This window comes from Dyadobacter sp. HNCC25DJ185 (genome assembly GCF_056895195.1).
In genome coordinates this window covers 397,933-411,831 of the sequence record NZ_JBXHAR010000007.1, presented here as the reverse complement: position 1 = coordinate 411,831, position 13,899 = coordinate 397,933, and the positions used below count along the sequence as shown (strand labels likewise).

The following is a 13,899-nucleotide window of genomic DNA, read 5'->3' as shown; positions in this document are numbered from 1 at the left end:
GTCGGATTAAAATTTAAGGTTTACACCCACAGTAAATTGTCTTACCGGTGGATTGTTCAGGTTTACCGAAATCTGCCGCTCCGGCGCACTGCGTTCGCTGGCCCCTTGCGGATTGAGCGTGGATTGTCCGCTAGCATAGCTGTTGCCTTCCGGGTCTATGGCCAGATTGTCTTTCACCAGAGGCGAGTAAATGATGAACGGATTCGTCAGGTTCACGTAAATCCTGGCCGAGGCAGCACCGATCTTCCTGATGATCTTACTTTCGAAGGTGTAACCCAGGTTAATGCTCCTGCACTTGATAAACGAACCGTCGTAATAGCCGAGCGTGGAACCAAAGTTCGCCACAGCGCCGCTGGCGTCGGGTGCCGGGAATGCGTTGGTCGGGTTGGTGTCTGTCCAGTAATCCACTTTCACCTGGTTCACGCGGCTTTGGTTGAAGAATGCATACCCGCCCGAACCTGTCGAGTTGCCGGTCAGATACGGTACGAGCACCTTCATCCCCATACGTGCATAAGTAACAACAGACGCGTCGAAATTTTTGAAACTAAAACGGCTGGTCAGTCCGCCTTCCCATTTGGGCTGGAAATTGCCCAGGATCTGCCGGTCATTGGCGTCTATCTTTCCGTCGCCATTGAGATCCTGCACCCTAATCTGTCCTGCGAACTGGACGGGCGAAGTCTGTTTGGCCAAAGTACCGTCTTCTGCGTCGCGGGTCTGCCAGATGCCCAGCTTTTTGTAATCGTAAATTACCGAAAGCGGCTGCCCTACAAACCATCCCGCACCTACGTTGGATTTTTCATCAGGCGTAGTCAATTGTGTGATTTTCTCCCGGTTGAAGAAATAGGTTGCGTCTACGCTCCAGTTGAACCCTTTCGGTCTTCTGACAATTTCAAAGGTTGTGGTCACTTCCAGCCCCTTGCCTTCTGTTTTGCCAAGATTTTTAAGGGTAGAACCGGCACCATTGCTCGGCGGCAGGGGGACAGACAGCAGAATGTTCTTGGTTTTTTGATGGTACCAGTCTACCGAACCCGTTATGCGATTGCCCAGAAAGCCGAAATCAATACCGATATCCAGCTGCGATGTCGACTGCCAGCTAAGATTGCTTGAAGGAAGACTGGTGACCGTATAGGCCAGCTGCTGCCCGGCAGTACCCGTTCCGAAATTGTAATAACCCGCCGACAATGCTCCCAGCGTCGAATACGCACCCACATTCCGGTTCCCGGATATCCCCCAGCCCCCGCGCAGTTTCAGGTTGGAAACAAACGTTGCCGCTTTCATAAAATCTTCTTCCACAACGTTCCAGCCCACGCCGATCGCCGGATAGTTGAAATACTGATTGCCGGGAGATAAAGTCGAAGACCCATCCCTGCGCAGGGTCAATGTCAGCAGATATTTATCGGCGTAGCCATAGTTAAGCCTGCCCATATACGATAGCAGCCCGGTTTCCGAAAACGAGTTGCCATAATCCGAACTCGCCACAGGCTGCCCCGATGCAAGTGAAAAATTTGAGGTCTTAATGTAGTCGGCCGGAACTCCCGTCACGGTAAAGCGGCTTCCGAGCGAGTGGTTTTTGGTATATTCATAAAGGGCCGTGAAACCGAGTTTGTGCTTACCGGCAAATGTTTTGTCATAATAAAGCAAGTGCTGCAGGTTCACATCCCAGTATTCGGTGTTACTGATTTCCGCTGTGGATGCCGATTGCAGTGTCGCGGAATTGAAATAGGTCAGCGGCCCATTGTAACCATTGTAATTAGACTGACTGAAATTCAAGCCTGCGTTGAAACGGTATTTTAGTCCCGGCAAAATAGTCACCTCCGCGTAAATGCTGTTGAATGTTCTCAGTGAACGCGTACGTCCGAGATAGGAATCTTTTTTGGTCAGAATTGTAAGCGGACTCACCCCGGCTGCATCTATGGAACCCTCCGACGGGAACTGATTCACAGTTCCATCGGCATTGTAGGGAGAAGCGAGCGGTGTCAGGCGCACGAGTCCGCCTGGCACGCCTCCTCCTCCGGGCGTATTCTGGTAGGTCAGGGTATTGAGGGTATTCAGTCCGATTTTTACGTTTTTCCCGATCCGCTGGTCAATAGTTGCGCGAATGTTGAACCGCTGGAAATTTTGGCTTGGAATGATGCCTGTTTCATTAAAATAACCCAATCCCAGCGAATACTGCGTGTTTTCAACGCCACCCTGCATGCCCAGCTGGTGGTTGGACATAAAGCCAGGCTTATAAATCAGGTCCTGCCAGTCGGTAGATACGCCGTGATCGAGTGCCTCCTGCTCCTTCTGGGTAAGCAAATAGCCCGATGTCCCGGGGCTTGTCCGGTTGTATTTGGCTGCATCTGCCTTAAATTGGGCATATTCCGGGCCGTTCATGACATTAAACTTACCCATGACCCGGGTTTCTCCGTGATAGCCGTCGTAGCTGAATACCGGCTTGCCGACTTTACCTCGCTTGGTCGTCACCAGGATGACACCGCCGGCCCCGCGTGAGCCATAAATTGCTGTTGCCGAAGCATCCTTTAACACTTCCAGACTGACAATATCGTCGGGATTAATGTCATTTAAACCGCCAAAAGGGATGCCGTCGACGACCACCAGCGGTCCATCAAGGCCGTCGCTTGAACCCGAGCTTGTTGTGAGCGTCCGGTTTCCCCTGATCCTGATCTGCCCCTGCGAACCCGGCGTGCTTCCGTTACTGACAATGGAGACACCCGCCGCACGACCTTTCAGCTGACTGATCAGGTTGGGCGCGGGTACTTCCTTTAAGGTGCTTTCACTGACCGAAACAACCGAGCCTGTCACGTCCCTTTTCCGCTGGCTTCCATAACCAACCACCACCACTTCTTCCAGCGTTTTGTCGTCGACAGCAAGCGTCACGTTAATGATGTTTTGCGTACCCACCACAACCTCCTTCGAAGCGTAACCCACCAGGGAAAATACAAGTACCGCTTCGCCATTCTGGACTGTCAGTTTATAATTTCCGTTCTGATCCGCGCTGGTCCCTCTGACTGTGGATTTCACCAGTACATTCGCACCGGGGAGGCCTTGTCCGTCTGCGCCGGTGACCTTACCCGTAATTTCGATATCCGCAACGGATACCGACTTCTGCCTGCTACTACGGTCTGCCAAAGCTGTCATGCTCGGCGAGGCACCGGCCACAGCCCCGCCCAGGAGTAAAATAGGAAGGCCTGAGATCCCCAAAATCTTAGCCAACATGTGATGGTTTAATAAACAGTCATGCATATTTGATATATGATTTAATGTTTTAAATTAGATTGAACCGGATACCCGGCCTGGATACTGTCGGGGAAGTGTCAATTTGACAATACTTAATTAAGGCATAACTTTGCCCTACGATTTGATCAACCGCGTTCATCATTTTTTCGAGATATTATTTGATTTATATCCGACAAAAGTAAACGACTGCGGAGCCCTGGTGTGAGCATATTTGTTCATTTTACCGATACTAATGTTCAATTGCACCAGAAAAATGCCCGATTCTATGACAAACTTGCATTTTTAGAATTTTTCTTTCGTTTTTGGGTACCTATTCAACTCAATCAGATCAATGCGCTCAAAGGTCCTCTCTACATACCGTTTTGCCAGCCTGCTTCTGGCGCTAGGTGCAGTCAGGTGCGTTGTTTTGGCCCAGCCTGCGGTGCCGAAGTTCACCTCGCTCACTTCTATGGATGGGTTATCGTCCAATACGGTGACGGCCATCTTAAAAGATCGTTACGGGCTGATGTGGTTTGCAACCGACGACGGCCTGAACAGATTTGATGGCACGGACGTCCTGGTGTACCGCCATCAAAAGAGAGACTCCACATCACTCAGATCCAGCGATGTTTCAAGTTTGCATCAGGACCGTTCCGGCCGCATTTGGGTCGGTACGATTGAAGGAGGACTACATCTTTATGACAGGAAAAAGGATTCGTTTGTAGGCATATCATCCGCCAGCAGTGTCACCAGTGTGACAAGCGACGCATCCGGGAGGCTATGGGTAGGAACAACTGGCGGCTTGGCCTGCGTAGAGGCGGGAAGTAATCGGGTCAGCACGTTTTCCTCGGCACCCGAGATTCCCGCTGAAATCTCCAAAGGGCTGATTCTCAGTATAGCAGTTGACAGTAGGCAAAGGGTGTGGGTAGGCTCCAAGAACGGACTGTTCCGAATAGACCCCTCTCGCAAAAATCACACCTACATTAACTATCTCGCATCCCTGCCCGACGAGGCCGGCTCACCTACCGTAAAATCTATCGTTGAGGACCGGGAAGGCAATATATGGGTAGGCACATTCAGCGGTTTGTTCAAGCTTGATGCGAACGGACAAATCAAACAGCACTTCAAATATGAGGCTGGCAATAAGAATTCGCTGAGTACGAACATGGTCTTTGCAATCGCCATGGAGAATGATCACCGACTCTGGATCTGTACAGATGCAGGCCTTAACATTCTTGATACCCACGACGGAAGCATTACCCGTTATGGCCCCGATGCCCGGACCCAATTCAGCCTAAGCAACAAATCAATACGCAGCATACTGATTGACAATGAGGGACTTTGCTGGCTGGGCACCTATAAAGGGGGTGTTAACAAGTATGATAAAAATCTGGCCATTTTCGGGTTGGTAAGATCCGACATCAACGATCCCTACGGCTTGAGCGCACCATTTGTTACCTCCTTTGCTCAGGCAGGGCCAGCCGAAATCTTTGTCGGCACAGATGGCGGCGGACTGAATCTGTACAATCGGGAAACAAATCTCTTTAAGAAATTTCCGATCAATCCTAAAAACAGGAATGCTGCATCCGGACTGGCCATTCTCACCCTGGAACTGGTTTCAAGCAACGAACTTTGGATCGGGACTTTCCAGGACGGGCTGTTCCGGTTTAACCCCAAAACAGGTGCCTACACACAGTATACCCGTGGAAAAGACCCCGGCAGCCTCAGCAGCAATGAGATTTTCTGTCTGGAAAAAGACCCGTCTGGTAAGCTTTGGGTAGGCACCAATGGCGGTGGAGTACACCTGTTTGATCCGGCAACGAAACGTTTTGAAAGATACTACAACGTGGGGATCCCGGTTTCCAAGAGGATCATTCCGCTCAATGGCTACATCAGGGATATCCTGCTGGACAGCCGGGGAAAGCTTTGGATAGCATCACACGGGACCGGCATTGCCGTATTTGATCCCGTTAAACGGAAATCGGTGCTGCTTGACAAACAGTCTGGTAACCTTCCGGGCAATATTGTATCATCCATTTTAGAAGATAAAAAAGGAAATATCTGGGTAGGCACTTACGGGGAGGGACTGGCTCGGTACGATCCCAAATCCGGGAAGTTTATTTCCTTCGGGGAAGAAGAGGGGTTAACCAGCAAAATCATCAATAAAGTCCTGGAAGATATGCAAGGCCGCATTTGGGTAAGCACCAACGAAGGTATCAGCTCTTTTGATGTCAGGAACCAAAAGTTCACAAATTATACGTCTTACAATGGCATTCAGGACAAAACATTCGTACTCGGTTCAGGAATACGCACCTCCGACCATGCGCTCTTCTTTGGAGGGATTGCAGGGTTCAACTATATCGACACACGCCGCTTGCCCGGCAGTAAACGCATCCCTCCCATCATTCTGAAAGACCTCCGGATCGGTAACCGCAGCATCACACCCGCAGATTCGAATTTCATTGATGCAGATATCTCTGTAGCAAAAAAGATAAGCCTCGACTACAAACAGAACTTTTCGGTGGGCTATGCCGCGCTTGACTATACAAACCCCAGACAGATGCATTACAGGCACAGGCTTCTCGGCATGCAATCTGAATGGAATGAGACAGGCCCCGGCAATCTGGCCAGCTATACCAATCTGAGCCCTGGGAAATACGCATTTGAAGTACAAGCCAGCAGCGATGGTATCAACTGGAGCCCGAGAACCACTTCCGTGGCTGTGATCGTCAAACCCCCTTTTTATCTTACCATCTACGCCTATATGGTGTATTTTCTCACGCCTTTCGCCATCGTGTATGTCATGAGACGCCGCGGTATTCAGAAGCTCCAGAGGGAGTTCAGAGAACAACAGGAACGTGCGGAAGCTGAGCAAGCCCAGGAGCTCGACAGGTTGAAAATTAAATTTCTTACCAATTTAAGTCATGAATTCAGGACCCCCATTTCCCTGATCCTGGCGCCCGTAGAAAACCTGTTGGTCAAGACCAGGTCCACCGAACTACATCCGCCGGTAACAGCAATCAAACGGAATGCTAAAAGACTGCTCAATCTTGTTGACCAACTACTGGATTTTAAAAATATGCAGGAGCAGGAGCTCAGGCTGGACCTTACCCAGAGGGATATTATTTTGTTTATCAAGGATACCTGTGACCAGTTCAGCGACCTTTCCATCAGAAAAGCGGTCCGGTTTAAGATCGAGTGCAAACTTAGTCAGCTGTGGATGGATTTTGATGCGGACAAATTGGAACGGGTCCTGTTCAACCTGCTCTCAAACGCATTCAAGTTCACGCCCAAAGGCGGAGAAGTGATACTGGAAATCTTTGAGCAAACTGATCCGGAGCGCAAGCATTGGCTCATAGTCGCTATATCAGATACCGGAATAGGCATTGAGGAGGATAAACATGATAAGATCTTCGACCGCTTCTTTCAGAACGAAACCGACGTGTCGGTACTCAATCAGGGAAGTGGTATCGGCTTGTCCATTGTGCGGGAGTTCGTTCAGCTGCATGGGGGAAATATTACGGTTGCGAGCCAGCGCGGCTTGGGAAGTACCTTTACGGTGCGGCTGCCCCTTAATCCCGACAACCCGCCGAATCGGCTGGCTGAGCCGCACAGCCCCGAACCAGTGAAAACAGCGCTTGTCCTCGAAAATACGGCCGCCAGAAATGAAAAAACAAACCTGGAAGACCTGTCCAATGTCTTGATCATCGAGGACAACGACGAGTTCAGGCATTATCTGAAAGAAAGTCTGATGCCCTTTTACCACGTCATCGAAGCAAGCAACGGAAAAGAAGGCTGGCAAAAAACGCTCAGCCATCACCCTGAACTCATTGTAAGCGATATTGCTATGCCCGAAATGGACGGTATCACACTGAGCCAGAAAATCAAGTCGGACAAGCGTACAAAACATGTCCCTATTATTTTACTGACTGCATCCACCGGCGAGCAGCAGCAACTGGACGGTCTCAACTCCGGCGCAAACGATTACCTGACCAAACCATTCAATTTTGATATCCTGAATGCGAAGATCAACAATCTCATTTTGTTGAACCGTCTGTTAAAGGGTGTCTATTCCCGCCATCTCAAGGTTTCAGGCCAGGCGCCGCAAATGGAATCGAGCCAGGAAAAACTGCTGAAGGATATGCTGTCCTACATTGAAAAAAACCTCCACACCGCTCAGCTCAGTGTAGAAAATCTAAGTAAGCATGTCGGTATGAGCAGGGGAACGCTCTATAGCAAAGTACTGGAAATGAGCGGTCAGACACCCATCGAATTCATCCGTTCAATAAAGCTTGAAAAAGCAGCTTTACTTCTGGAAAACAGCGATTTGAGCATTTCGCAAATATCTTACATGACAGGCTTTACGGCCCCCAACTATTTCGCGAAGTCGTTCAAAGCTAAATTCAATATGCTTCCTACGGAATACAAATTAAAAAAAAGGAGACATGGCCCGATGATCAAAAGTGAGCTCTGATTCCCGGGCCTGGCGGAGGTTAAAGCAGGGCCGCTGACAAGCCAGGGACGGATATTCGGCAACGGCGGATAAAGCTTACTCCGGGACTTGTGAAAGCTGCAGACGCTTCCGATAGGCCCCAGGCGGACTGCCGGTAACTTTCTTAAATACACGCGTAAAGTGAGCAGCACTCTCGAAACCGGTCAGGTGCGCAAGTTCGGACATAGATGCCATGCTGGTGGCCATGACATGCATAGCCCTCTCGATGCGCGCACCGTAGATAAAGCTGAGCGGACGTGTACCGGTATGCTTCTCAAAAAGCCGCGAAAAATATTCGGAATTCAGGTTTGCCCGGTCTGCCAGCAGTTTTACAGAAAGCGGGAGGTGCAGATTGACATACACAAACCGCATGGCTTCGAGCACCTTCACGGGTATAACACTGGCTTGTCGCGACTGAAAAATCTCGGGAACCGTAAAGCGGGATATCAACTGAAACAAAATCCCCTGTGTTTCCAGAAAGTCTGAAAACCGCTGCTGATTATTGAGCTCCTGATACTCCTTATAATAAATATTTTTTTCATAAACCTGAGGATTATCGGATCGGTTGATCCCCCTGCCCGGATTGATATCAACCAATCTCCGAAAGTTAACCAGATCAATATCACTGGCTTTTACCTTATGTATATGCCTTACGTCGGAAAACAGCGAAGACCCGTTGGCCGATTCCTCAAAGAATTGCACAAAATACTGGCTGAGGTAGTTCTCGCAGACCAGGTTACAAAGTGTGTACGAAGGAATGATATACAGATAGCCTGGTTCCAGCTGTAATGTCTTGGCGACATCTGAAATGGTCCCCTCGCCCGCGTCGATATAGTAGATCCGATGGTACGGGCTTATCACATTTTTATAGTTCCACCGGGAATCGAGCTGAACGTAGTCTGTGTTCAGCAGCGATAGTGTCTGCGCCAGAAATCGTTTGTTCATTAATCGTGACAAAATAGACCTGAATATAGTAAAAGTCTGTTTTAGTCAAGAAAAAGTCTTTTATCATCCATTATTTTTTGGGAGCGAAACCTAGTTTTGGCCTCTGGCCCGCGATTGAATTGCAGAAACCCTTACGATGAACGCTGAATGCCCGCTCAAAGACCCATATTCTTACTGATAGCAATCATTTTGCTCGCTTCCGGCTTTCATCCTGCGCCGGCACAAACAAGCAGGACCCGGCAGAATTTTGATTTCGACTGGCAGTTCCACAAGGGTGATATTGCCATTAAACGCGCTGTTAAAGCGGGCAGACAAGGCGGGCTCACTGATGCGGATGTCAAAGTTGTGGAGGGAGAAGAAGCAATCATCGCTTACACCGACAAAAACAAGGTAGCCAGCTACAAGGCCAGCGACTGGCGCACTATAAACCTCCCTCACGACTGGCTGATCGAAGAAAATTATGTGCACGACGACCATATCAGCAGCCAGCCAGCTGGAAACGGCTATCTGCCCACAGGCATCGGCTTTTACAGGAAAGAGTTTGCCATAAGCACGGCCGACCTTGGAAAGAAAATATCCATTGAGTTTGACGGTATCTTCCGCAACAGCACGGTGTGGGTGAACGGGCATTTGATGGGCAACCACAAATCCGGCTACACGCCCTCGTTTTATGATTTAAGCGAGGTACTCCGATACGGGGACGAAGGAAAAAATGTCATATTGATAAAGGTTGATGCGATTGACACGGAGGGATGGTGGTACGAAGGATGCGGGATTTACCGGCATGTATGGCTATCCAAAACTGCCCCTCTTCATGTGGCCAGGTTCGGGACGTTTGTAACAACACCTGTCGTCACAACCGGAAAAGCCGTCGTCAACATAAAAACCACCATCGAAAACGAACATCAGACAACCAGGTCCTTTCAGCTCGTTTCCAGGTTTTTAGATCCTGCCGGAAAAGTATTGGATACGCAGACAAGTTTGGATTCGGTTGCGCCTTTACAAAGCAGGGAATTGTCCCAGAACGGAGTGGTCCCACAACCAAAGCTGTGGAGCCCGGAAACGCCGAACCTCTACAAGGTACAGACACAGGTCGTCGAAAATGGAAAGATCGTCGACGATTATGAAACTACATTTGGTATCAGGACCGTAGAGATTACAACAAACGGTTTCTTTCTGAACGGAAAACTTTACCCCATCAAGGGCACCGCCAATCACCAGGATTTTGCGGGAGTAGGTGTCGCACTTCCCGACAAAATTAACCTGTACAAAATCAGGCTGCTCAAAGAAATGGGCAGCAATGGGTACCGCGCCGCCCACAACCCGCCTACCCCGGAAGTCCTCGACATCTGCGATCGTGAAGGGATGCTGGTGCTGGACGAAAACCGGTTACTGACGAGTACGCCCGACGGCCTCGAAGAACTCAAAACACTCATGCTGCGGGACCGTAACCACCCGTCTGTTTTTATGTGGTGTGTCGAAAATGAAGAGTCGCTGGAAGGCCAGGTCACCGGGACAAGGATCCTTGAAAAAATGGTTGAAACAGCCCATCAGCTGGACCCTACCCGACCGGTCACCGCGGCGATGAACCACGGCTGGAATGAGGGAGGATATAGTGATGTGCTCGATGTGGTCGGCTACAACTACGGACAGTGCGGCATGCAGTACGTGAAAGACCACGAGAAATATCCGTCACGGAAAATGTTCGTCACCGAATCAACGAGTTATGTCTCCACGCGGGGTGAATACGTAGACGACAAAGAAAAGGGTTATGTATCCAATTTCGGCAAAGGCATTAGCTGGGGCCTGCAGCCCGGACAGGACTGGAAGCACATTGTTTTATATCCCTATCTGAGCGGCACCTTCGTGTGGACGGGCTTTGATTACCGTGGAGAGCCGACACCGTACAGATGGCCCTGCGTCAGCTCGCATTTCGGCATCATGGACCTTTGCGGATTTCCAAAGGACGGGTACTACGGCTACAAAGCAGCATGGACCGATCAGCCTGTCGTTCACATGTTCCCGCATTGGAACTGGGCGGGGAAAGAAGGCCAGCCCATTAAATTCAGGGGGTACAGCAATTGCGACGAAGTGGAAATGATTGTCAATGGCAAAAGTGTCGGCAAAAAGCAGCTCTCCGCTTTCGAGTATTTTGAACAGGACCTTATTTACACGCCCGGGAAATTGGAAGTGAGGGGCTTTAAAGGCGGCAAGCGGGTAGCCACGCAGATCCTAGAAACAACCGGCACCGCGTCCCGGCTGGCAGCGAAAGCGGACACCCAGTGGCTGAAAGCAGACGGCTGCGACGTGGCGATCATCAATATCGAGATCAAAGACGCCAAAGGTCGCGTGGTACCTACCGCCGACAATTTAATCAGGTTCACGATTGAGGGTAACGGTCGCATCATAGGCACTGGTAATGGCAATCCGAGCAGCCACGAGCCGGACAAGGCCGACCGCCGGAAAGCTTTCAATGGCCTTTGCCAGGTATTGGTACAATCGGACAGGGAGGCCGGGACCATCAAGCTCCGCGCAACTTCGGATTCGCTGGAGGGTGCGGAAGTCATTCTGACCGTCAATAAGTAGACTTTTAACCTAACATACAGAACAGAAACAACGTATCAATGGAACAAATGAATAGAGGTTTCAGGCGCTTTTGCAAAACGATGGAACTGCGCGATGATCCCGCACTGATAGAATCGTATAAGAAAGCACATGGAAAAGGCGCCGCCTGGCTGGAAATTACACAAGGCATGAAAGAGGTGGGCATATTGGATATGGAAATCTACCTGTTAGGTACGCGGCTTTTCATGATTATGGATACGGTCGCCGATTTCGACCACGAGCAGGCGATGCGCGAACTTGCTCAAAAACCCCGCCAGGACGAATGGGAACAATATATGTCCCGGTTCCAGGCCACCACCTCCGGGGCCACAGCCAACCAGAAGTGGCACCTGATGGAGCAGATCTACAAAATGGAACAGGAGGAACAATGATAAAAAACAACCGGAATAGTAACACAATGAAAAAATGTAAGTTGGAAAACAGCCTGCTCAATCATCCAAGGAATATCCTGAGAGGATTTTTAACCGTGCTTTTGTTAGCACAATTGTCCGGGAATTGTCTCGGGCAGCCTACCCCTCCCAAGCCATTTGGCCCGGTGCCGACCAAAAACCAGATCCGTTGGCAGCAGATGGAGTATTATGCCTTTATCCACTTGTCGACCAACACGTTCACGGACCAGGAATGGGGATATGGCGAAGACGACCCCAAGATTTTTAACCCTGAAAAGCTGGATTGCCGCCAGTGGGCGCGGGTTTGCAAAGCTGCCGGTATGAAAGGCATTATCCTCACGGCAAAGCACCATTCCGGGTTTTGCCTGTGGCCATCGAAGTACACGGAGTACTCGGTGAAAAACTCCGGCTGGAAAAACGGCAAAGGGGATATTGTACGCGAACTGGCAGATGCCTGCAAAGAATATGGCCTCAAAATGGGGATCTACCTGTCACCCTGGGACCGCAATTATGCCGATTACGGCAAGCCCGAATACATTACTTACTTCCGCAACCAGCTTACGGAACTGCTCACGAATTATGGCGACATTTTCGAGATCTGGTTTGACGGCGCAAATGGTGGTTCTGGATTTTATGGCGGAGCCAAAGAAACACGCCGCATCGACGCCCGGACCTACTACGATTGGCCCAATACCTACAAACTGATCCGGAAATTGCAACCCAATATCGTTATCTGGAACGATGGCGGCGACAGAGCGGACCTGCGCTGGGTAGGCACCGAAGACGGACATGTGGGTGAAAAAAATTGGAGCCTGTTGAATGCAACTGGCGAAGTAACCCGGGAAATGCTCCGAAATGGTTTGGAAAACGGAGATTCGTGGGTGCCGGGGGAAGTGAATACTTCCATTCGTCCGGGTTGGTTTTATCATGAATATGAGGATACCAAGGTCAAAACACTGCCCCGGCTACTGGAAACTTATTACAGTTCTTTTGGCCGGAATGGCACGTTGCTGCTCAATTTCCCGGTCGACAAACGGGGGCTGATCCATGAAAATGACGAAAAAGCGGTGGTGGAACTAGCCGATGCCGTCAAAAAAGCTTTTGCTGTTGACCTTGCTGCAAAGAAAAAGGTCATTGCTTCCAACACCCGGGGTAATGCCGGAGATTTCGGTCCCGAAAAGGCAGTGGACGGGAAAAGTGAGACCTATTGGGCAACGGACGATAACCTGACCTCCGCTTCACTGACGATCGATTTTGGCAAACCTACGACCTTCAACCGCTTTCTCGCACAGGAATATATTCCACTTGGTCAGCGTGTGAAAGCCTTTAAGATTGAAGCGAGGGTGGGCAACGAATGGAAAGAATTAGCTTCGCAAACCACAATCGGCTATAAACGCATTCTTGTTTTCCCTACCGTACAGGCCACCCAGCTCCGCTTCACGATCACAGATGCCAAGAGTTCCCCGGTGATTTCCAACATTGCCGTTTACAATGCGCCCCAGATACTTACCACGCCGATTATCAGCAGAAACAAAGATGGGGCAGTCTCCATCGAAGCGGCTGATCAAGAATCTGATATCTATTACACGCTCGATGGCAGCAAGCCCAGTCAGCAATCCAGGAAGTACACTGCGCCGATCCCGACGGATGGAAAAGTAGAGATTCGCAGCATTGCTTTTGATCCAAAATCAGGGAACAGCAGCCCGGAAGCAAAGGAAAAATTTGACATCCCGCACAAAAGCTGGAAACTGCTCAATCTGGAAGACCCAAAAGCCAGTGCGGTGATCGACGGCAACCCTGGCACTGCCTGGTACCAGCCCAAACAGCAAAAATTACCGGCCGATCTTGTGATCGACCTGGGCAAAGAAGAGAACCTGGCCGGCTTCACTTACCTTCCGGGGCAGGGCCGCACGAATGGTATCATTTCGCATTTTCAGTTTTATGTATCAACCGACGGCGAGAACTGGAAACTGGCAAACGAGGGGGAATTTTCAAATATCAAAAACAATCCACTGGCCCAGACTAAGCCATTCGATGCTACAAAAGCACGGTACGTCAGGCTTCGCGCCCTTCAAAACACGCAGGGCAATGACGATGCGGGTTATGGTGAAATTGACGTGATCACGAAATAGCGGAGCTATGTTTCCGCTGCGCAGTCAAAAAGGCAGGGAATGGAACGCCCTTGTGCATACCATACCCTGCCGCTGCCACCGTTCATCCGGCCGACCG

The 13,899-nt window shown here is 50.1% G+C and carries 6 protein-coding genes; 4 read left to right on the top strand and 2 right to left on the bottom strand.

Annotated elements, in window-relative coordinates; translation table 11 throughout:
• Positions 1-6 precede the first annotated feature (6 nt).
• Positions 7-3,219, bottom strand: a complete 3,213-nt coding sequence (locus AC1XUF_RS21670; protein ID WP_483343924.1) for a SusC/RagA family TonB-linked outer membrane protein — start codon at positions 3,217-3,219, stop codon at positions 7-9.
• Positions 3,220-3,571: 352 nt separating this feature from the next.
• On the opposite strand from AC1XUF_RS21670, the gene AC1XUF_RS21665 reads away from it, so the two are divergent.
• Entirely contained in the window at positions 3,572-7,693 is a 4,122-nt protein-coding gene (locus AC1XUF_RS21665; protein ID WP_483343923.1) for a hybrid sensor histidine kinase/response regulator transcription factor, read from the top strand.
• Between the two features lie 75 nt (positions 7,694-7,768).
• Here AC1XUF_RS21665 and AC1XUF_RS21660 read toward each other — a convergent pair whose 3' ends face one another.
• Positions 7,769-8,656: a helix-turn-helix domain-containing protein gene (locus AC1XUF_RS21660; protein WP_483343922.1), complete on the bottom strand. Its 888-nt coding sequence runs from the start codon at positions 8,654-8,656 to the stop codon at positions 7,769-7,771.
• 147 nt (positions 8,657-8,803) lie between these two features.
• Here AC1XUF_RS21660 and galA point away from each other — a divergent pair, with 147 nt between their 5' ends.
• From galA to AC1XUF_RS21645, 3 genes are read left to right on the top strand one after another with little or no spacing between them, the layout of a single operon-like run.
• Positions 8,804-11,242 carry a beta-galactosidase GalA gene (gene galA / locus AC1XUF_RS21655; protein ID WP_483343921.1) on the top strand — a complete coding sequence of 813 codons (2,439 nt, stop codon included), beginning with the start codon at positions 8,804-8,806 and terminating at the stop codon, positions 11,240-11,242.
• 38 nt (positions 11,243-11,280) lie between these two features.
• Entirely contained in the window at positions 11,281-11,652 is a 372-nt protein-coding gene (locus AC1XUF_RS21650; protein ID WP_483343920.1) for an L-rhamnose mutarotase, read from the top strand.
• A 26-nt stretch (positions 11,653-11,678) separates the two neighbouring features.
• Positions 11,679-13,802, top strand: a complete 2,124-nt coding sequence (locus AC1XUF_RS21645; RefSeq protein WP_483343919.1) for a discoidin domain-containing protein — start codon at positions 11,679-11,681, stop codon at positions 13,800-13,802.
• Positions 13,803-13,899: the final 97 nt, after the last annotated feature.